We start from the raw sequence: 19656 nt of genomic DNA on the forward strand, positions 1-19656 counted from the left end.
CTGCCGTGTTACAGCTTCCTGACAATTAGTGAAAACCAGTGAAGCGAACTTGGAATTCTCCTACGACTCGCGAAATCATGCAGAAGTTGCCCGCGAAAGCGGAAATATTGTCAATATTTGTGCGACTGTGCTCCCCAATGTGGGGCGTGACCATCGATTGTTCCTCGAAAGGAAACAATCTGCTGCAGTGCAGCTTGAACTGTCTTTTTTGTTCGAACAGACGCCAGATGGCGCCGACGCTGTAAAAATCAGAAAACTTGTCACGCGGCACAGATTGCAATAAAAAACCGCCCGAAGGCGGTTTCCATGCGAAGTGAACACTCACCTGTTCAGGCGGCAAGCTTCTCTTCGAGCGCGCGTTTGGCCTCGGTCAGCGCCGGCGGCAGGCCTTGCTGCAATGTGTCAAACAGCTCGGCGTGCAGCGCCAGTTCTGCGCGCCAGGCTGCGTCGTCGACGGAAATGACCTGCTCGAATTGCTCGCGGCTGAAATCCAGCCCGCTCCAGTCGATGTCCTCGTAGTGCGGCGACACGCCGAAAGCGTGTTCCTCACCCTGAGCCGAGCCTTCGATCCGGCCGACCATCCAGCTCAACACCCGCATGTTCTCGCCAAAGCCCGGCCATACGAACTTTCCGTCCGCGCCCTTGCGGAACCAGTTGACGCAGAAGATTCTCGGCAGCTTCGCCTTCAATTGCTCCAGACGCTCGCCGGTTTTCAGCCAGTGACCGAAGTAGTCGCTCATGTTGTAGCCGCAGAACGGCAGCATCGCGAATGGATCGCGGCGCACCACGCCCTGCTGGCCGGCCGCGGCGGCGGTCGTTTCGGAGCCCATGGTCGCGGCCATGTAGACGCCTTCCACCCAGTTGCGCGCCTCGGTGACGAGCGGCACGGTGGTAGAGCGGCGCCCGCCGAAGATGAACGCGTCAATCGCGACGCCCGCCGGATTTTCCCAGTCGGGATCGATGGACGGGCATTGCGAGGCCGGCGCCGTAAAGCGCGCGTTCGGGTGCGCGGCCTTGCGGCCGCTTTCCTTTGCGCTGGCCGGTGTCCAGTCCTTGCCTTGCCAATCGATCAGGTGCGCGGGCGCATCGTCCGTCATGCCTTCCCACCAGACGTCGCCGTCGTCGGTGAGCGCGACGTTCGTGAAGATCACGTTCTCCTTCAACGTGGCCATGGCGTTGAAGTTGGTCTTCTCGCTCGTGCCCGGCGCCACGCCGAAGTAGCCGGCTTCCGGATTGATCGCGTATAGGCGGCCGTCCTTGCCCGGTTTGATCCAGGCGATATCGTCGCCGATCGTGGAGATTTTCCAGCCGTTCAGGCCTTCCGGCGGAATCAGCATCGCAAAGTTGGTCTTGCCGCACGCCGACGGAAACGCCGCCGCGACATGATGCTTGCGGCCTTCCGGCGAGGTCACGCCGAGAATCAGCATGTGTTCGGCGAGCCAGCCTTCGTCGCGGCCCATGGTCGAGGCGATGCGCAACGCGAAACACTTTTTGCCTAGCAGCGCGTTGCCGCCATAGCCCGAGCCATAGCTCCAGATTTCGCGCGATTCAGGGAAATGGACGATGTATTTGGTTTCGTTGCAAGGCCACGAGACGTCTTTCGCGCCGGCGGCGAGCGGCGCGCCAACTGAGTGGACGCACGGCACGAACTCGCCGTCTTCGCCGAGCACGTCGTAAACCTTGCGGCCCATGCGCGTCATGATGCGCATGTTGGTGACCACGTACGGGCTGTCGCTCAGTTCGACGCCGATGTGCGCGATCGGCGAACCGAGCGGGCCCATCGAAAACGGCACCACGTACATGGTGCGGCCGCGCATGGCGCCTTCGAACAGGCCGTCGAGGGTCGAGCGCATCTCGGCCGGTGCGATCCAGTTATTGGTGGGACCTGCGTCTTCGCGGCGCTGCGAGCAGATGAAGGTGCGATCTTCGACGCGCGCCACATCGGACGGGTCGGACCATGCAAGATAAGAATTGGGGCGTTTGGCGGGATTGAGCTTCTTGAGTGTGCCTGCTTCGACCATCTGGGCACAAAGCCGGTCGTATTCCTCCTGCGAACCGTCGCACCAGACGATCCTGTCGGGCTTGGTCTTCGCGGCAACGCGCCGGACCCACTCGATCAGCTTTCGGTGTTTGACCCACGCGGGCGCCTCGATTGTGGGCTGTCCTTCGAATGAGGGGTGGTTCATCGACTTGTCTCCGTTTTGAAAAGCAATAGAAAAACGGTACGAGCCCAGAGACGCAGCATGCGAGAGGCATTCAATTCTTCACGCCGGGTTGCTGCCACCCGACGCACAATTGTGCAGGTCGTTCCGGGCTACAAAGCCTGTTGAGCGGAGGCGCCAGCCGACGGGCTTCTGCAACCGTCTGTAAAGCGGCTTGCCTCAACACGCAACAAACTGTTAAAAACGATGTCAATCGGCCTTGCCGTGGCGCTGCCATTCTGTGCGGTAGCTACTACGGTAAGCCATTCAGCCAGACCGGCATGTGACCTAGGTCACATGATGGGACAGTCAGCATAACACTCCGTTCCGCACCACCAAGGTGCGTCGCAAGACACATACCATGAAGATTGCCATCCTCGACGATTATCAGGACGCCGTTCGCAAGCTCGACTGCTTTCATTTGCTGGCCGACCATGAGGTCAAGGTCTTCAATAACACCGTCCGCGGTCTCGGCCAGTTGGCAAGCCGTCTTTCCGAAGTCGACGCCCTCGTCCTGATTCGCGAACGTACCCGCATCAGCTCGCAACTCCTCGATAAACTGCCGCGTCTGCGCATGATCAGTCAGACCGGCAAGGTCTCGAGCCATATCGATCTGAACGCATGTACCGAGCGCGGCATTGCCGTGCTTGAAGGCACCGGCTCACCGTTCGCGCCCGCCGAGTTGACGTGGGCTCTCATCATGGCGGCGCAACGGCGGATTCCGCAATACGTAGCAAACCTTAAGCAAGGAGCCTGGCAGCAGTCGGGCTTGAAGACATCGGCGCTGCCGCCGAACTTCGGTTTGGGCCAGGTATTGCGTGGCCAGACGCTGGGAATCTGGGGCTACGGCAAGATCGGCAGGCTGGTGGCCGGTTATGGCAAGGCATTCGGCATGAACGTGCTGATCTGGGGCCGCGAGCATTCGCGCGAAGCCGCGCGAGCGGACGGTTATAGTGTGGCGGAGAGCCGCGAGGCACTGTTCGAGCAGAGCGACGTACTGTCGCTGCACTTGCGCATGCACGACGACACGCGCGGCATCGTCAAGCAGGAAGACCTGATGCGGATGAAGCCGACCGCGCTGCTCGTGAACACGAGCCGTGCCGAGTTGCTCGACGAAAACGCGCTGGTGAATGCGCTGTCGCACAACCGTCCCGGCATGGTCGCGATCGACGTCTACGAAAGCGAGCCGATTCTGCAGGGCTACAGCTTGCTGCGCATGGAAAACGTGATTTGCACGCCGCACATCGGCTATGTGGAACGCGAAAGCTACGAGCAGTATTTCACCGCGGCATTCAAGAACATTCTGGCTTTCGACGCAGGCGATACGAGCAGCGTGGCGAATCCGGAAGCATTGCAGGGCGGTCGGCGGCGTTAAGAGCCACCGGTTTTTTACGGCGATAGGAGCGTCGTGCGAATTCGCGCGGCGCTCTTATCGCTTTTTGGCTTTCGCGCTGACGCGCCGCCGCTGTCGCTCAATTTACCGCGCCGCTTCGTGCGCGCCGGCTTCCAGCAGATCGGGCATGCGTTCGAGGAAGGTCTCGCCATCGGTACGGCCAAGGTTGTACGCGTGCACCATCTGCGAAGGACTCGTGTAGTCCCAGCTGGAAATCGGCACCTTGCGCGACGGCTGCACGTAGAGCCGTTGCTGCGCGCCGTGCGGCACGACGAACATCTGCGGGCGAGGATAGAGGCGGGTGACCATCACCAGCACGTTGCCCGGCGCCTCGGCGTCGAGCGCGCCCACCGGCACGTTGTCGACCATCCCGCCGTCCAGCACCGGCCGGCCGTTGCGTCGCAAAACCGGCGTGAACGGCGGCGTACTCGACGACTGCAAAATCAGATCCGCCAGATCCTCGACGCTGGCGCAATCCTGTGCGCGCACGAATTCCGGATGAAAGCCGAGCGTCTGACCGAGCGTCGGATGCAGCGTCTTGCGCACGTATTTTTCGATGTTGTACGCAATCAGGCCCGCCGCGACCGCGCTTCGCGCGCCGAGCCAGCGCGGCAGATGGGATACGCCGATGCGGATTTCCGGCGCATCGGCGAGCGTCGAAAACTTCTCACCGTAGATGTCGAGCAGCGCCTGACGGTAGATCCGGTAATGCGGAAACACCGACTCGCCGCGCAGCAGATTGCCCCAGTAGGCATTACGGGTGTTGTGGCGTAGCGCGTCTTCGTAATAGCGCATGACCCAGTCGGAATCGCGCGTGTAGAGCATGCACGCAGTGGCGGCGCCGGCCGAAATACCGGTGATGACGCGCGGCCGGATCCGCAGCTCCGGCTGTATCACATCCCAAAAACCCGCCTGCCACCAGCAGCGATTGCCGCCGCCGGCGAATACGACCTGATCGAACATCCTGATGTTTCCTCTAATGCGGCTCTTTTGGCCCGTCTAGTCGAGCAGTGCGTAGGTGGTGGTGGCGTGAACGGCCATATTGCCGGATTCGTCGAATAACTCGACTTCGCCGAACACCAGATTGCGGCCCATGCGCAGCACGCGCGCGGTGATCAGCACGTCGCCCTTGCGCACCGCGCGCATGAAATTGATGTTGAGCGAGACCGTCGTCATCGGCTTGAAACCGCCGAGCGCGGCTGAAATGGCGACGATCATGGCCGTATCCGCCGCGGCCATGAACACCTGCCCGCAAATCACGCCGCCCGCATGACGCAGGCCGCCGGAAAACGGTAGGCGCAGCGTGGCGGCTTCCTCATCGACCTTGACCGGCGTCAGCGTGAGCGCACGCACCCACGGCGCGAGGATGCGGTCGAGCAACTCGATAATCTCTTTGTCATCCATGGAAATCCCCGCTCGAAAGCCGCGCGAGGCTTCGTGCGGCAAGGTGTTCCGCGACATGATACCGGGACGATGCAGCCAGCGCTTTTTTCACGACAGCGCGCCCGTCGAGGAATGCCTCGGGGCCGCGGATGCGAATATTTTTAAGAAATCTGCTAAAGGGACTTGGCAAGCCCGAAAAATTTCTGCATAATTTCGCTTCTGTTGGGGGCGTTAGCTCAGTTGGTAGAGCAGCGGACTCTTAATCCGTAGGTCGAGTGTTCGAGTCACTCACGCCCCACCAAAGATTCAAAGCAAAAAGCCCGGTCCATGCGACCGGGCTTTTTGCGTTTCGGGCTGCTCACACACTGCATATCGCCAGCCCACAGCAATTTCCTTCAATACACCCCACCGCTTCGCCCGATACCGTTGACCGTCGCAAATCCTGCACACATCCGTATTGAGGCATCCGATGACCGCTTTACTCTCCATGGCCGCCTTTGCGCTGGCCAGCTCAATTTCGCCGGGCCCGGTGAATATCGTGGCACTCAGCGCCGGCGCGCAGCACGGGCTTGCCGCGAGCATGCGGCATGTCACCGGCGCGACCATCGGTTTCACCGTGCTGCTTTTGCTGATCGGCCTGGGGCTGCATGAACTGCTCGCGCATTTCCCCAACCTGATCACCGTCGTCAAATTGGCGGGCGTAGCTTTCCTCTTCTACATGGCCTGCAAACTCGCCACCGACGACGGCCAACTCGGCGCGAACAAACCGGCTCGCGGACCCTCCTTCGCGTACGGCGCGGCGATGCAATGGCTCAATCCGAAAGCCTGGCTCGCGTCGCTGGCCGGCATGGGCGCCTACGCGGCGGACGGCGACGGCAGGCTCGTCTGGCAATTCAGCGTCGTGTATTTCGTGATCTGCTATGTCTCGATCGCCAGTTGGGCGTACGCAGGCACGTTCCTGCGCAAACACTTGCAGCGGCCGCAGCATGTGAGGTGCTTCAATCGCGTGATGGCGGCATTGCTCGCGGCGAGCGCGCTTTATCTGCTTGTGGCGTGAAGACGCCTCGCGGCCCAAGGTTTCAACTGCGATACTGTCCCGGCGTCGCCGCGACCAGCCGCTTGAAGGTTCTCTGCAAATGCGCCTGGTCCGCAAAACCGGCGTCGAGTGCGACATCGGCGATCACACGTCCGCGCCTGAGTTGCGCGCGGCTGTATTGAATACGCCGGTTGATCAGATAGGCGTGCGGCGTCATGCCATAGCGTTGCCTGAACGCGCGAATCAGATGCGACGCGGACAAACCAGCCGCCTCGCAAATGTCCTCCAGCTTCAGCGACCGCGTGCAGTTTTCCGCAATGAATTCCGCCGCGCGCGTGAGTTGGCGGCTCGCATCATGATCCGGCACGACCGCCGGGTTCAGTGTGTTTTGTACTTCGGAGAAAAAGGTGATGGCCGCGCTTTGCTTGCGCAGCATGTCGGCTTCGCCGTCGACAAGAATCGCGTGCAGCCGGTTCAAGCCGTTGAACAATCCGGCGTCCGTTGTCATGGTCTGCGAGAACGCGCGAAACGCGTGGTTCTCGCTGAAACCCAACTCATGCTGCAAGCCCGTGAGCCACGCCACATCGACATGCATCATGCGATACGACCAGCGTTCGTCGGCTACCGGATTGCACGCATGCACGTCGTCCGGATTCATCATGACGACTGCGCCCGCGCCGATCCATTCACGCGCGTGGCGATTCAGATATTCGCTGCGGCCGCCGGTGACTGCGCCAATCGAGAAGGTTTCGTGCGAGTGTTTCGCGTAGCAGACGTCGCGACCGTCTTCAATGGAACGTACCTCGATGAACGGCAACGCGTCATCGCGCCAGAACCGCGGCGCAGAAGCGCGTTTCGCCTGAAGTGCCGCCTCGATGATCTCGCCCATTTAGCGCGCTCTCCGATATTTGCGTAGGCTTCGCCGAAGCAAAGCCTACGTATCGTAGCCGCCAAACGCACCATCAACAAGCAGCCTCACGAACAACCCGGACACCGAGGCGCACGCAGATACGCGAAAGATTACTTCGCCGACACGTCGATGTTGCCGAGATATTTCGTGGCCAGCGTCTTCACCGTGCCGTCGGCTTGCACCTTAGCGATTGCCGCATTCAAGCGGTCACGCAATGCCGTATCGCCCTTGCGAATTCCGTATGCAATGCCGCTGCCGAGAATCTTGTCGTCGCGCACCGGCTCGCCAACGAAAGCGTAACCTTCACCGCTCGGCTTCGACAGAAAGCCGGCCTGTCCGGCCGGCGCCAGCACGAGCGTCGCGTCCAGACGCCCCGCCACGAGATCCGTATAAACCTGGTTCTGGTCCTGATACGGCACGACGGTCACGCCCGCCGATTCCCAATGCGCCTTCGCGAAGGTTTCCTGAATCGACGCCTGCAACACGCCCACGCGCTTGCCCTTCAACGAGGCCGGCGTCGGCAGCAGACCGCTGTCGCGCTTGGCGATCAACTGCGTCGGCACACGATACACAACGGCGGTGAAATCGATCGCTTGACGACGCGCGTCGGTTGCGTTCATCGCCGAATTGATCGCGTCGAACTTGCGGCCCTGCAGCGCGGGAATCAGCCCGTCGAACGAGGTCTCGACCCATTTGCACGTCATATGGGCGGCCACGCAAACCGCATTGCCGACGTCGATATCCAAGCCTTGCAACTCGCCGTTCGGGCCTTTCGATTCGAACGGTGGATACTGCGCTTCGAGGCCGAAACGCAGCGTATCGGCAGCGCTTGCACCCGACGCCGCGAGCGCCGCGAACGCACAGGCCAGCGCCAAAAGAGGCTTGAGCAATTTCATAGCAGGTCCCTTTTCCTTCGATTTTGTTGTCACGCCGCCTTGCGGCTCGCTGATGCGTGCCCGCGCGACGATCATACTGCGTTCAATAATGGAGCTGTCGCGTGGCGCCGTGTTGTCTTTCCGATCAGATCTCGCAGAGACGCCGCGCGCCTTCGATCAAGGTCGCATCGTCTTTCGAGAAGCTCAGGCGGATCAAGCCGGAGTCCGTACCATCGGTGTAGAACGCCGACAGCGGAATAGTCGCGACACGTGCATCGCGAATCAGACGCAACACGAAATCGCTATCGCTTTCATCGGAGAAGCCGCGAAAACGCGCGAGCATGAAGAAGCTGCCTTCGCTCGGCAACAACTCGAACCGCGAATCGCGCAGTGCTTCCGTGAGCAGATCGCGCTTCTTCTGATAGAACGCGGACAAGCCGAGGTAGCTTTCGCGATTGGCCAATGCGTCGACGAACGCGTACTGCATCGGCGTATCGGCGGAAAACACCATGAACTGATGGACTTTGCGAATCTCGTCCATTAAGGCAGCGGGCGCGAGGCAGTAGCCGACGCGCCAGCCGGTCACGTGATACGACTTACCGAACGACGAGACGATCACGCTGCGTTCCGCGAGTTCGGAATGGCACGCCATGCTCTGATGTTTTGCGCCGTCGAACACCACGTGTTCGTAGACCTCGTCAGCAAGAATCACGATATCGGTGTTGCGCGTAACGGCCTTCAGGCGCTCTACATCGGCCTCACTGAACACGGTCGCAGTCGGATTGTGCGGCGTGTTGGTGATGATCATGCGCGTCTTTGGCGTGATCGCGGCGGCGACTTCGTCCCAGTTCACGCGGAAGTCGCTTAACGACAGCTTGATCGGCACGGGCGTGGCGCCTTGCAGCCGCACGATCGGACCGTAGCTGTCGAACGAGGGCTCGAAGTAGATCACTTCGTCGCCCGGATGCACCAATGCGCTGATCGTCGAATACAGACCTTCGCTCGCGCTGGCGATCACGGTGACTTCGCTCGCCGGGTCGTAGCGCACGCCGTACAGCGTGGCGACCTTGTCGGCGAGCGCTTCGCGCAAGGCGGCAATGCCGGCCATCGGCGCGTACTGGTTATGACCGGCGCGCATGGCTTGCGCAACGCCGTCGATCAGTTTGGCGTCCGGCGCGAAATTCGGCGCGCCTTGCGACAGATTCAGCGCGTCGTGCTGAGCGGCCAGTTGGCCGATCACGGTAAAAATCGTCGTGCCTACGTCAGGCAATTTCGAGCGGGCTTGCGTGGCGCTCTGCATAAGGCTTTCTCCCTTTCTCCATCCGGCAGCGGATTCACGGAACAGCCCGCTGCGCGGCGGTCCCTTCCGGTTTGGTGATTAGGCATCAGCCAAAGAACCGTCACAATCGAAACTTTGTCATGCGCGGCATGCGTTTACCTCATGCCTTACGCGAAGGCGCGCCGCCGCGCGCAAAGCCGGTCTGATCGGTACTTTCGGGGGAGAAACGGGACTGCGCGGAGAACGCGGAAAACTGCAGAGGTATGACGTAATGTGATGCGGCCGGTCACAAGCGAAGCGCTCGTGACCGGCCTCGCCGTCTATCAGGCGTCGTCCATCATGCGGACTTTGACTTTCTTGCCCTTCACCTTGCCGGCGCTGAGCTTGCGCAGCGCTTCACGCGCGATGCTGCGTTCCACAGCCACATAGGTCGACATTTCCGTCACGTTGATCTTGCCGATCTGCGAGCCGGCGAAACCCGCCTCGCCGGTCAGTGCGCCGAGCACATCGCCCGGACGGATCTTTTCTTTGCGGCCGCCGAGAATCTGCAGCGTTTCCATGGGCGGCAGCAGCCGCTCATTGCTCGCTGCGGTGAGTTCGGACAGCTTGTGCCATTCCACCTCCCGCTTTTGCGCCTGCTCGAGACTGCCGACGCGGCCCATCTCGTTCATGCTCGCCAAACTCAGCGCCCAGCCTTCCTGATCGGCGCGGCCCGTACGGCCAATGCGGTGCACATGCACTTCCGGATCCGGCGTCACGTCGACGTTGATCACCGCTTCGAGCTGAGCGATGTCGAGGCCACGCGCGGCGACGTCGGTGGCGACCAGCACCGAGCAACTGCGGTTGGCGAACTGGATCAGCACCTGGTCGCGTTCACGCTGGTCGAGTTCGCCATGCAACGCGAGCGCATGAAAACCCTGCGCGCGCAGCACGTCAAGCAGATCGCGGCATTGCTGCTTGGTGTTGCAGAACGCCAGCGTGCTCACCGGACGATAGTGATTCAGCAACAGACCGACGGCGTGCAGCCGTCCGTCTTCGGTCACTTCATAGAAGCGCTGACGAATCTTGGTGTTGTCATGCCTTTCGGCGAGCTTCACTTCCTTCGGATTGCGCAGGAATTGCTGGCTCAGTTTGACGATGCCTTCGGGATACGTTGCCGAAAACAGCAGCGTTTGGCGCTCTTTCGGGCATTGCTTCACGACGGTGGCGATATCGTCGAAGAAACCCATGTCGAGCATGCGGTCCGCTTCGTCGAGCACCAGCGTGTTGAGCGACTGCAGCGGCAGGCTGCCGCGCTCGAGGTGATCCATGATGCGGCCCGGCGTGCCGACCACGATGTGCGCGCCGTGTTCGAGGCTGGCCGTTTGCGGACGCATGGGCGTGCCGCCGCACAGCGTCAGCACCTTGATGTTCTCTTCGGCGCGCGCGAGGCGGCGGATTTCCTGCGTGACCTGATCGGCGAGTTCGCGCGTGGGGCACAGCACCATCGCCTGCACGGCGAAGTTGCGTGCGTCGAGACGCGCCAGCAGTGCTAGCGAAAACGCCGCCGTCTTGCCGCTGCCGGTTTTCGCCTGGGCGATCAGATCGTGGCCGGCGAGCGCGATCGGCAGACTTGCGGCCTGAATCGGCGTCATCTCGACGTAGCCGAGCTGCGTCAGGTTGGCGAGCGTCGCGGGCGGCAGCGGTAGCTGGCTAAACGGCGCGCCGGCGGTGGTGGGACTGTTCATAGGGTGATGACTCGCAAAGCGGATAGGCGGCTAGGGACAACTATTATTCGGCCATCGGGCCGGTGTCGGGACGGCCTTCGATCTGCTCGTATAGCACCGAGCCATCGTCCCCGTCGAAACGCTCGACGTAATTGCGCGCGCCGCACATCGGGCAACGGAACAGGAGGCCCTGCCCTTCGTTCTTGATGACGACGTCCGATTGCTCCCACTGCGCCTGGCAGGACTGGTTTCTACAGGTAAACACGTTTGATTCTCCAACTGGATTCGATTGCTTGTCCGGCAGGCCGTACGGACGGCCCGCCGTGAATGGGACGGTTGCTGCCAAGGTGGCGACGGCTGATCCACGTCAACCCAGATGCGTATGCCGCGCCCGCGGCGCGCTCACATCCATCTCGGTGAGGCCCTGCACGATGCCGCAGTCTTCCACGGCCTGTTCGCCGTGGCACTGCTCGCGCAAGGTAGTCAATTGCACTTTCAGCTGCTTCAGTTCGTCGATGCGCATGTCGACGTGCGCAATGTGCTCGTCGATCAAGGCATTGATGCCGCCGCAGCCGTCCGCCGGTGCGTCGGTCAGACGCAGCAGCGCACGGATTTCGTCGTGGGTCATGTCGAGCGCGCGGCAATTGCGGATGAAACGCAGCCGTTCGACGTGCTTTGCCGTGTAACTGCGGTAATTGGCCTCGGTGCGCTCCGCTTCGGGCAACAAGCCCTCTTTTTCGTAGAAACGGATGGTTTCGGTCGTGCAATGGGCGATTTTCGCCAATTCGCCGATTTTCATGGACCCTCCGGATGGCGGCCTTGACCTTGTAGTGGCTTCAGGGTGTTTACTAGACCACAAATCGAACCAGGAAGCCACCATGCCTCAAGCCGACCACGCCGACGCCGACCACCTCGAGCAGGCGAAAGCCCCTGCGGACGGGCACGAAGGGGACACGCATGCCCACGACGCCGGGACCCGCGGTCATCGCCACCATGCGCACGATCACGACCATGCTCACGACGGCCACAGCCACGCACCCGCCCACAGTCATGCCGATGCGGCGTGCTGCGGAGCAAGGGCAGCAACAGCGGCAGCCGTAGCCGCGCCGGCCCCGCTGCCGCCGTCGGAAGCCATCGGCAGCAACAACATGCGCACCGCCATCCGCATCATGCAGATGGATTGCCCGACCGAGGAAGCGCTGATCCGCAAGAAATTCAGCCGCATGCCACACGTGCGCAGCATGGATTTCAACCTGATGCAGCGGGTTCTGACGGTCGTCCACGCGCCCGAGGCGCTCGACTCGATCCTCGCCGCGCTGCGCTCGCTCGACTTCACGCCCGAACTCGCCGACACCGGTCCGAACGCCGCGCCCACGGCCGCCCCGCGCGCGCCGAGCAAGCCGTGGTGGCCGCTGGCGCTCGCCGGCGTGGCTGCGGCAGGCTCAGAGGCCGCTGGCTGGCTCGGCGCACCGGTTTGGCTGCCTGCGGGTCTGGCGATCCTCGCCACCCTCTCCTGCGGCCTCACGACGTACAAGAAGGGCTGGCTCGCCATCCGCAACGGCAACCTGAACATCAACGCGCTGATGAGCATCGCGGTAACCGGCGCACTGATCCTGCGCCAATGGCCGGAAGCCGCGATGGTCATGGTGCTCTTCACCATCGCGGAACTGATCGAGGCGAGATCGCTCGACCGCGCCCGCAATGCGATCCAGGGTTTGATGCAACTCACGCCTGAACAGGCGAGCGTGCAGCAACTCGACGGCAATTGGCGACTAGTGGATCTCAAGGCGATTGCGCTCGGCGCGGTGGTTCGCGTGAAGCCGGGCGAGCGGATCGCACTCGACGGCGAAATCGTCGCGGGCCGCTCGAGCGTGGACCAGGCGCCGATCACCGGCGAGAGCCTGCCGGTCGGTAAAGCCGTGGGCGACGCGGTGTTCGCCGGCACGATCAATCAGACCGGCTCGTTCGACTATCGCGTCACCGCCGCGGCCAGCAACACGACACTCGCGCGCATCATCCACGCAGTCGAGGAAGCGCAAGGCACCAAGGCGCCGACGCAGCGCTTCGTCGACCAGTTCGCCCGCGTGTATACGCCAATCGTGTTCGCCGTCGCGCTTGCGGTGGCCATTGTGCCGCCGCTGCTGTTCGACGGATCGTGGCAGGCGTGGGTCTACAAGGCGCTGGTAATGTTGGTGATCGCTTGCCCGTGCGCGCTCGTGATCTCGACGCCGGTGACCATCGTCAGCGGTCTCGCTGCGGCGGCCCGCAAAGGCATTCTGATCAAAGGCGGCGCCTATCTCGAGCAAGGCCGCAAGCTGACGCAGCTCGCGCTCGACAAAACCGGCACGCTCACTCACGGCAAGCCCGTGCAGACCGAGTTCGAAATACTCGCTGAGATCGACGCCCTGCGTTGCCGCACGCTTGCGGCGAGTCTTGCGGGGCGCTCCGATCATCCTGTCTCGACGGCGATTGCGACGGCAGCCAAGGCCGATGGCCTGACGCACGTCACAGTCGCAGCCTTCGAGGCAATCGCGGGACGCGGCGTGCGTGGCGAGATAGACGGCGTGCCGTACTGGCTCGGCAATCATCGGCTGATCGAAGAACTGGGACACTGCTCCGCGTCGCTCGAAGCGCGGCTGGATACGCTCGAAAGTCAAGGCAAGACCGTCGTGATGCTGGTGGACGCCGAACGCGTGCTCGCGCTGTTCGCGGTCGCCGATACGGTGAAGGAGACGAGCCGCGCGGCCATCGCCGAATTGCAGCGGCTCGGCGTGAGCACGGCCATGCTCACCGGCGACAACCCGCACACCGCCGCCGCGATCGCGCAACAGGTCGGTATCGACGAAGCGCGCGGCAATCAGCTGCCGGAAGACAAACTAAACGCAGTCGCGCAGTGGTCGGACGACGGCGCGACGGTCGGCATGGTCGGCGACGGCATCAACGACGCGCCTGCACTGGCGCGCGCCGACATCGGCTTCGCGATGGGCGCGATGGGCACCGACACGGCGATCGAAACCGCCGACGTCGCCCTGATGGACGACGACCTGCGCAAGATTCCGTCGTTCATTCGTCTGTCGAAGGCGACGCATTCGGTGCTGGTGCAGAACATCACGCTCGCGCTCGGCATCAAGAGCGTCTTCCTCGTGCTGACCGTAATGGGTCTGGGCACGATGTGGATGGCCGTGTTCGCCGACGTGGGTGCGAGCCTGCTAGTGGTGGCGAACGGCTTGCGGCTATTGCGCAAATGAGCGCGCGCCCGCATAGCGACTGCGCGACGCGCGCCTTGAAGTCAATGCGCGAACGAGCGCTCATCCGCGATCGGGTGGTGATGCGAACCGATCGCGGCCTTCAACGTATCCGAGGGCCGCATGCCGAACAGCTTCCGGTAATCCGTTGCGAACTGGCTCAAGTGCCAGAAGCCCCACGCCGCCGCCACGTCCTGCACCGAGCGTGATTCGCGCGACGCATTCGACAGATCGCGCCGCGCGCCATTCAGACGGATTGCGCGCAGATACGTGGCGGGCGCCATGCCGAGCACGTCCTGAAAGCAGTACTGCAGCGTGCGCCGACTCACGTGCAGCTGCTCGCACAACTCCGGCACGCTCACTGCCCGCTCGCGATTGACCAGCACATAGTCGCGCGCTTCCGACACGATCGACTGACGGCGTGGCCGCGCCGGCATCGCGACCGGCTCCGACGCCGGCAACGCGCCGACGTCGAAGAGCGAAGCCAGCACCGACGCCTGCAGATTGTTGCGCGCGACCGAAGAGAGCGGCGTGCCGCGCGCCGCGCCATCGTCGAGCAATTGACGCAGCGTGGCGCACAACTGCTGCTTGCGAGCCATGCCGATAGGCACGACCGGCGTATTCGGCACATGATCCGCCAGACCGACGCGCTCGACTTCCGCCGCGTAACGGCGCAGCACTTCGCCTTTGACCACCACGCCAAAAATCTCGTAACCCGCTGAGGTCAGCAGTTCGAATTCGATGCCGCCTGGACGAAACGCGAGCGCATCGCCGGCAATCACCTGAGCGTCGATGCGTCCCGAACCCGCGGGGCAAGTCGGGACACCGAACCAGTACGCGTCCTTTTGCACTTCGCAGGTTTGCCGCAGCGTGTGGCTGGTCGTTTCGACGAACACCTGCATGTGATCGAGGCACAGTTCCGTCAAGCCGCCGACAAAACATCCTGCCGTCAACTGGTCGTAGGTCTGACTCCAGCCATGAAGATTGCGCGCCTGTTCGTCGGCGTCGTGCGCGACGCAGGTCTGCACACGGAAGCTCGGCTGCGGCGTGAGCGTTGGACTGGTCAGGGTGTCGCTGAGAGTGTCGATCGTCATACCGGATCTGCCCAAATGGAATATCGAGGAGGATCGAAGGCAAAAAGAAGGCAATTCCCATGCCGAACGAATCCGATGCCTGCTCGCGCCTTTGTATCGGTAGACATCAAAGCCAGTGTTCATTGGATGAACAGCGCTGCACACTCTGCTCAGAAACGAAACGCTCACCTTGCGCCGGTTGAACAGCGTGACACCGCATACCGTGCGCGAGTGCCTGCTACGTGTGCACGGATCACCTGCGCGGTGCATTGGCACACTTCTGGCTCTAGCATCTCGCGGCCAATCGATACATCGAGCCGAATATAGCCCATTCAAACATGTGAGGAGCACACAGATGAATCACGCAGAGATGCAATTTCTGACCACCGAATTCCCGTACAAGAAGCAGTATGCGAATTTCATCGGCGGCGAATGGGTGAAGCCTGTAGGCGGCGAGTACTTCGACAACGTGTCGCCGATCACCGGTGAAGCTTTCACGTCGATCCCACGTTCGCGCGAAGCCGACGTCGAACTCGCGCTCGATGCGGCGCACCGTGCGAAAGCCGCGTGGGGAAAAACCTCCGCCGGCGACCGGTCGAACATTCTGATGCGCATTGCCGACCGGATGGAAGCGAACCTGCAACGTCTCGCCGTGGCCGAAACGATCGACAACGGCAAGCCGCTACGCGAAACCATGGCCGCCGACATACCGCTCGCGATCGATCACTTCCGCTACTTCGCCGGCGCCGTGCGCGCGCAGGAAGGCTCGATCTCCGAGATCGATCACGACACCGTCGCGTATCACTTTCATGAACCGCTCGGCGTGGTCGGCCAGATCATTCCGTGGAATTTCCCGATCCTGATGGCCGTATGGAAACTCGCGCCCGCACTCGCTGCCGGCAACTGCGTGGTGCTCAAGCCGGCCGAGCAAACGCCCGCTTCGATTCTGGTGCTCGTCGAACTGATTCAGGACCTGTTGCCAGCAGGCGTGCTGAACGTGGTGAACGGCTTCGGTCTCGAAGCCGGCAAGCCGCTCGCTTCGAGCAAGCGCATTGCCAAGATCGCGTTTACCGGCGAGACCACGACCGGCCGTCTGATCATGCAGTACGCGAGCCAGAACATCATTCCGGTGACGCTCGAACTCGGCGGCAAAAGCCCGAATATTTTCTTCGACGACGTGATGAACGCCGACGACAGCTATTTCGACAAGGCGCTCGAAGGCTTTACGATGTTCGCGCTGAATCAGGGCGAAGTGTGCACCTGTCCGTCGCGCGTATTGATCGATGAAAAGATCTACGACCGCTTTATGGAACGTGCGCTCAAGCGCGTGGCGGCGATCACGCAGGGGCATCCGCTCGACACGAAGACGATGATCGGCGCGCAGGCCTCGCAGGAACAGCTGGAAAAGATCCTCTCGTATGTCGACCTCGGCAAACAGGAAGGCGCCGAATGCCTGATCGGCGGCGAACGCAATGCGCTCGCCGGTGAATTGAGCAAAGGTTATTACGTGAAGCCGACTGTGTTCCGCGGCCACAACAAGATGCGCATCTTCCAGGAAGAAATTTTCGGACCGGTGGTGTCGGTCACGACGTTCAAGACCGAAGAAGAAGCACTCGAGATCGCCAACGACACGCTCTACGGTCTGGGTGCCGGCGTATGGACGCGCGACGGCACGCGTGCCTATCGCTTCGGCCGGCAGATTCAGGCGGGCCGCGTGTGGACCAACTGCTATCACGCCTATCCGGCGCATGCGGCATTCGGTGGCTACAAGCAATCAGGCATCGGACGTGAAAATCACAAGATGATGCTCGACCACTATCAGCAGACCAAGAACCTGCTGGTCAGCTATAGCGACAAGCCGCTCGGTTTCTTCTAAGCGTCGCGTTCCTGTTCGAGCGGGCCGCATTGCGCGGCTCGCTCTTTTTTCTGCGAGGGCATGTGATGGCTGACGAGAAGGAAGTTGCCCGCGTGATCGCAACGCCTGCCGCTGTCGAGTTGATCGACAAGTTGCGCGCGGCGCATGGCGAGGTGCTGTTCCATCAATCCGGCGGATGCTGCGATGGCAGCGCACCGATGATGTTTCCTCAAGGCGAGTTCATGGTCGGCTCGTCCGATGTCAAACTCGGCACGATTGCGGGTGTGCCGTTTTACATGAGCGAGTCGCAATTCGAATACTGGCAGCACACGCAGTTGATCATCGACGCGGTGCCGGGAAATGGTGGAATGTTTTCTCTGGAGCGGCCCAGTGGTTTACGGTTTCTGACGCGCTCCCGTCTTTTCGAGGACGAAGAGAATGCGTGGCTGGAAACGCATCCGGTGGAACGCGCCGATGCTTGATCGCTTTATGGCGTGCTTGAGTTTGAATCATCGCTGACGGCGGGTGCCGCTGGTGTCTCTGCCAGCAGCGCATCGCTGTCGTCTTTCAGGCCGACGCCGGTCAGTCCCAAACGCCTTGCATGCGTCAACAGATAGTGCAGCTTGTGTGCGGCCAACGGATAGTCCAGTCCCTCTGGACGCACATTCGAAATGCAATTGCGCTGCGCGTCGCTACAGCCGACTTTCGGCGCGTACGTCAGATAAATTCCGAGGCTATCGGGCGAACTCAAACCTGGCCGCTCACCGATCAGCATCACCACCAACTTTGCATCGAGCAACTCGCCGATCTCGTCACCCAACGCGACCCGCGCCTGACGCGCAACCACGACCGGGCCGATCTTCCAATCCGCGAGTCGCGGAACGACGGCTTGCAGCAACGGGATCGATTGCTTCGATGCGGCGAACGCCGAAAGACCATCGCCGATCACGAAGACCACTTCGGGTGAATCGTTCGGCACCGCTGCCAGCGCCACGCGACTTTCTTCCGATAAACGCCGCCCGAGATCGGGACGCCGCAAATAATGCTCGCGGTCCGGCGCGGCGCTATGCACGTCGAGCGTCTTGAAGTTTTGCGCGCGCAATTGCTCGTGCAGCACCTCGGTATCGAGCGGATGATGCACAGCGTCGCGCGCCTGCGCGTGCGACAGGTTGAACGCGAGCAGCGGCGCGGTCGGCAAGCTATTGCCCGCGCGGCCCAGCGCGATGCGCGCGTTGGTGAACTGCCGCAGCGCGTTCCAGGGGTTCTTTTCAAGGAAGTCGCTCATGCAATGCCCATCCAGTCGCGCGCGCCTTCCAGCAAGGGTTGTTGCGTCGATGCGCTCAGCAACGCGCCGCGCGCGTCGGTGATTTGCATCGACTCCAGCCATTCTTCGAATTCCGGCGCGCGGCGCAAGCCGAGTACGTCGCGTACGTACAGCGCGTCGTGGAACGAAGTGCTCTGATAGTTGAGCATGACGTCGTCCGCGCCTGGAATGCCCATGATGAAGTTGATGCCCGCTACGCCGAGCAGCGTGAGCAGATTGTCCATGTCGTCCTGATCCGCTTCCGCATGGTTCGTATAGCAGATGTCGCAACCCATCGGCACGCCGAGCAGTTTGCCGCAGAAGTGATCTTCAAGGCCAGCGCGCGTGATCTGTTTACCGTCGTAGAGATATTCCGGGCCGATAAAGCCGACCACCGTGTTGACCAGGAACGGATTGAACTTGCGTGCGACTGCATAGGCGCGTACTTCGCAAGTCTGTTGGTCCACGCCGAAATGCGCATCCGCCGACAACGCGCTGCCCTGACCCGTTTCGAAGTACATCAGGTTATTGCCGACTGTCCCGCGCTTCAAGGAGAGTCCCGCTTCATACGCTTCCTGCAGCAGCGCGAGAGAAATGCCGAAGCCCGCGTTCGCTTTCTCCGTGCCCGCGATCGATTGAAACACCAGATCGACCGGCGCGCCTTTTTCGATTGCGGCAATCGTGTTGGTGACGTGAGTCAGCACGCACGATTGTGTCGGCACCTGATAGCGTTGGCGGAAGTCGTCGATCATCAGCAACAACTTCGTGATCGCGGCGAGATTGTCACTGGCGGGGTTGATGCCGATCATCGCGTCGCCGCAGCCGTACATCAGGCCGTCGAGCATCGATGCGGCAATGCCTTTGACGTCGTCGGTCGGGTGATTGGGTTGCAAACGCACCGACATGTGCCCCGGTAAACCGACCGTGTTGCGAAAGCGCGTAATCACCGGACGTTTACGCGCCGCCGCGATCAGGTCCTGATTGCGCATCAGCTTGGAGACCGCCGCGACCATCTCCGGCGTCAGGCCCGCGGTGACACGCGTGAGCGCGTCGGCATCCGTCGTGCTGCTCAGCAGCCAGTTGCGAAAATCGCCGACCGTGAGGTGAGAGATCTCGGCGAAAGCCTGCGGCGAATGATCGTCGATCACGAGACGCGTGACTTCGTCGCTTTCGTAGGGAATCAGCGCCTCGTTGAGGAAGGTGCGTAGCGGCACCTGCGCGAGCGCCATCTTGGCCGCGACGCGTTCTTCCTCGCTCGCCGCCGCCACGCCCGCCAGCTGGTCGCCAGAACGCTGCGGGCTGGCCTTCGCCAGCAGGGTTTTCAGATCGGCAAAGCGATACGTGCGGGTGCCGATCGTCTCGGTGTAGCTCATCTTTACGACTCCATCGCCGCTGCT

General features: G+C 61.9%; 18 protein-coding genes and 1 tRNA gene. 6 read left to right on the forward strand and 13 right to left on the reverse strand.

Annotated features, from left to right (window positions below; all coding sequences use genetic code 11):
* Positions 1-25: 25 nt before the first annotated feature.
* Positions 26-340 (reverse strand): hypothetical protein, encoded by a 315-nt coding sequence (locus tag B0G75_RS07775; protein WP_106302794.1) that lies wholly within the window; start codon positions 338-340, stop codon positions 26-28.
* Positions 330-2186: a phosphoenolpyruvate carboxykinase (GTP) gene (locus B0G75_RS07780; RefSeq protein ID WP_106302797.1), complete on the reverse strand. Its 1857-nt coding sequence runs from the start codon at positions 2184-2186 to the stop codon at positions 330-332. Before B0G75_RS07780 ends, B0G75_RS07775 begins: the two co-directional genes overlap by 11 nt.
* Positions 2187-2562: 376 nt before the next feature.
* Here B0G75_RS07780 and B0G75_RS07785 point away from each other — a divergent pair, with 376 nt between their 5' ends.
* A complete protein-coding gene (locus B0G75_RS07785; protein ID WP_106302800.1) occupies positions 2563-3576 on the forward strand; it encodes a D-2-hydroxyacid dehydrogenase family protein in 1014 nt (337 codons plus the stop codon).
* Between the two features lie 102 nt (positions 3577-3678).
* Here B0G75_RS07785 and B0G75_RS07790 read toward each other — a convergent pair whose 3' ends face one another.
* Both B0G75_RS07790 and B0G75_RS07795 read right to left on the reverse strand, forming a co-directional pair.
* Positions 3679-4557: a patatin-like phospholipase family protein gene (locus tag B0G75_RS07790; RefSeq protein ID WP_106302803.1), complete on the reverse strand. Its 879-nt coding sequence runs from the start codon at positions 4555-4557 to the stop codon at positions 3679-3681.
* 36 nt (positions 4558-4593) lie between these two features.
* A complete protein-coding gene (locus tag B0G75_RS07795) occupies positions 4594-4998 on the reverse strand; it encodes a PaaI family thioesterase (protein ID WP_012431371.1) in 405 nt (134 codons plus the stop codon).
* 204 nt (positions 4999-5202) lie between these two features.
* Between B0G75_RS07795 and B0G75_RS07800 the strand changes: the two genes are divergently transcribed.
* Positions 5203-5278, forward strand: a tRNA-Lys gene (locus B0G75_RS07800).
* Positions 5279-5446: 168 nt separating this feature from the next.
* Positions 5447-6034, forward strand: coding sequence for a LysE family translocator (locus B0G75_RS07805; RefSeq protein WP_106302806.1), 588 nt, complete (start codon positions 5447-5449; stop codon positions 6032-6034).
* Between the two features lie 22 nt (positions 6035-6056).
* Here B0G75_RS07805 and B0G75_RS07810 read toward each other — a convergent pair whose 3' ends face one another.
* From B0G75_RS07810 to cadR, 6 genes are all read right to left on the reverse strand, one after another.
* On the reverse strand, positions 6057-6902 hold the full coding sequence (locus B0G75_RS07810) for an AraC family transcriptional regulator (protein ID WP_106302809.1): 846 nt from the start codon (positions 6900-6902) through the stop codon (positions 6057-6059).
* Between the two features lie 131 nt (positions 6903-7033).
* Positions 7034-7819: an ABC transporter substrate-binding protein gene (locus tag B0G75_RS07815; protein ID WP_106303685.1), complete on the reverse strand. Its 786-nt coding sequence runs from the start codon at positions 7817-7819 to the stop codon at positions 7034-7036.
* 124 nt (positions 7820-7943) lie between these two features.
* On the reverse strand, positions 7944-9098 hold the full coding sequence (locus tag B0G75_RS07820) for a pyridoxal phosphate-dependent aminotransferase (RefSeq protein WP_106302812.1): 1155 nt from the start codon (positions 9096-9098) through the stop codon (positions 7944-7946).
* 302 nt (positions 9099-9400) lie between these two features.
* On the reverse strand, positions 9401-10804 hold the full coding sequence (gene dbpA / locus B0G75_RS07825) for an ATP-dependent RNA helicase DbpA (protein WP_012431141.1): 1404 nt from the start codon (positions 10802-10804) through the stop codon (positions 9401-9403).
* A gap of 43 nt (positions 10805-10847) precedes the next feature.
* Positions 10848-11048 (reverse strand): hypothetical protein, encoded by a 201-nt coding sequence (locus tag B0G75_RS07830; RefSeq protein ID WP_012431140.1) that lies wholly within the window; start codon positions 11046-11048, stop codon positions 10848-10850.
* A 102-nt stretch (positions 11049-11150) separates the two neighbouring features.
* Positions 11151-11582 (reverse strand): Cd(II)/Pb(II)-responsive transcriptional regulator, encoded by a 432-nt coding sequence (cadR, locus tag B0G75_RS07835; protein ID WP_012431139.1) that lies wholly within the window; start codon positions 11580-11582, stop codon positions 11151-11153.
* Between the two features lie 79 nt (positions 11583-11661).
* Between cadR and B0G75_RS07845 the strand changes: the two genes are divergently transcribed.
* Complete coding sequence (locus tag B0G75_RS07845) at positions 11662-14031, forward strand: heavy metal translocating P-type ATPase (RefSeq protein ID WP_374956877.1); 2370 nt, start codon at positions 11662-11664, stop codon at positions 14029-14031.
* 41 nt (positions 14032-14072) lie between these two features.
* On the opposite strand, the gene B0G75_RS07850 is transcribed toward B0G75_RS07845, so the two are convergent.
* A complete protein-coding gene (locus B0G75_RS07850; RefSeq protein WP_106302822.1) occupies positions 14073-15122 on the reverse strand; it encodes a helix-turn-helix domain-containing protein in 1050 nt (349 codons plus the stop codon).
* Between the two features lie 334 nt (positions 15123-15456).
* On the opposite strand from B0G75_RS07850, the gene adh reads away from it, so the two are divergent.
* A complete protein-coding gene (gene adh / locus B0G75_RS07855) occupies positions 15457-16977 on the forward strand; it encodes an aldehyde dehydrogenase (protein WP_106302825.1) in 1521 nt (506 codons plus the stop codon).
* Between the two features lie 65 nt (positions 16978-17042).
* The gene (locus tag B0G75_RS07860; RefSeq protein WP_106303688.1) at positions 17043-17438 is read left to right on the forward strand and encodes a DUF779 domain-containing protein; all 396 of its coding nucleotides are present in this window, start codon (positions 17043-17045) and stop codon (positions 17436-17438) included.
* Between the two features lie 5 nt (positions 17439-17443).
* Here B0G75_RS07860 and eutC read toward each other — a convergent pair whose 3' ends face one another.
* Positions 17444-18241 (reverse strand): ethanolamine ammonia-lyase subunit EutC, encoded by a 798-nt coding sequence (eutC, locus tag B0G75_RS07865; RefSeq protein ID WP_106302829.1) that lies wholly within the window; start codon positions 18239-18241, stop codon positions 17444-17446.
* Entirely contained in the window at positions 18238-19632 is a 1395-nt protein-coding gene (locus B0G75_RS07870; protein ID WP_106302832.1) for an ethanolamine ammonia-lyase subunit EutB, read from the reverse strand. Before B0G75_RS07870 ends, eutC begins: the two co-directional genes overlap by 4 nt.
* Positions 19633-19656 lie beyond the last annotated feature (24 nt).

Source organism: Paraburkholderia sp. BL18I3N2, assembly GCF_003001875.1.
Taxonomy (GTDB): Bacteria; Pseudomonadota; Gammaproteobacteria; order Burkholderiales; family Burkholderiaceae; genus Paraburkholderia; species Paraburkholderia phytofirmans.

Excerpts from the sequence above, each read along its gene's own strand:
- B0G75_RS07860 (WP_106303688.1), top strand. The coding sequence starts at position 17,043 with ATGGCTGACGAGAAGGAAGTTGCCCGCGTGATCGCAACGCCTGCCGCT.
- B0G75_RS07790 (WP_106302803.1), bottom strand. The coding sequence starts at position 4,557 with ATGTTCGATCAGGTCGTATTCGCCGGCGGCGGCAATCGCTGCTGGTGG.
- B0G75_RS07795 (WP_012431371.1), bottom strand. The coding sequence starts at position 4,998 with ATGGATGACAAAGAGATTATCGAGTTGCTCGACCGCATCCTCGCGCCG.
- B0G75_RS07850 (WP_106302822.1), bottom strand. The coding sequence starts at position 15,122 with ATGACGATCGACACTCTCAGCGACACCCTGACCAGTCCAACGCTCACG.
- B0G75_RS07820 (WP_106302812.1), bottom strand. The coding sequence starts at position 9,098 with ATGCAGAGCGCCACGCAAGCCCGCTCGAAATTGCCTGACGTAGGCACG.
- eutC (WP_106302829.1), bottom strand. The coding sequence starts at position 18,241 with ATGAGCGACTTCCTTGAAAAGAACCCCTGGAACGCGCTGCGGCAGTTC.
- adh (WP_106302825.1), top strand. The coding sequence starts at position 15,457 with ATGAATCACGCAGAGATGCAATTTCTGACCACCGAATTCCCGTACAAG.
- B0G75_RS07870 (WP_106302832.1), bottom strand. The coding sequence starts at position 19,632 with ATGAGCTACACCGAGACGATCGGCACCCGCACGTATCGCTTTGCCGAT.
- B0G75_RS07780 (WP_106302797.1), bottom strand. The coding sequence starts at position 2,186 with ATGAACCACCCCTCATTCGAAGGACAGCCCACAATCGAGGCGCCCGCG.
- B0G75_RS07805 (WP_106302806.1), top strand. The coding sequence starts at position 5,447 with ATGACCGCTTTACTCTCCATGGCCGCCTTTGCGCTGGCCAGCTCAATT.
- B0G75_RS07810 (WP_106302809.1), bottom strand. The coding sequence starts at position 6,902 with ATGGGCGAGATCATCGAGGCGGCACTTCAGGCGAAACGCGCTTCTGCG.
- B0G75_RS07785 (WP_106302800.1), top strand. The coding sequence starts at position 2,563 with ATGAAGATTGCCATCCTCGACGATTATCAGGACGCCGTTCGCAAGCTC.
- B0G75_RS07845 (WP_374956877.1), top strand. The coding sequence starts at position 11,662 with ATGCCTCAAGCCGACCACGCCGACGCCGACCACCTCGAGCAGGCGAAA.
- B0G75_RS07815 (WP_106303685.1), bottom strand. The coding sequence starts at position 7,819 with ATGAAATTGCTCAAGCCTCTTTTGGCGCTGGCCTGTGCGTTCGCGGCG.
- cadR (WP_012431139.1), bottom strand. The coding sequence starts at position 11,582 with ATGAAAATCGGCGAATTGGCGAAAATCGCCCATTGCACGACCGAAACC.
- dbpA (WP_012431141.1), bottom strand. The coding sequence starts at position 10,804 with ATGAACAGTCCCACCACCGCCGGCGCGCCGTTTAGCCAGCTACCGCTG.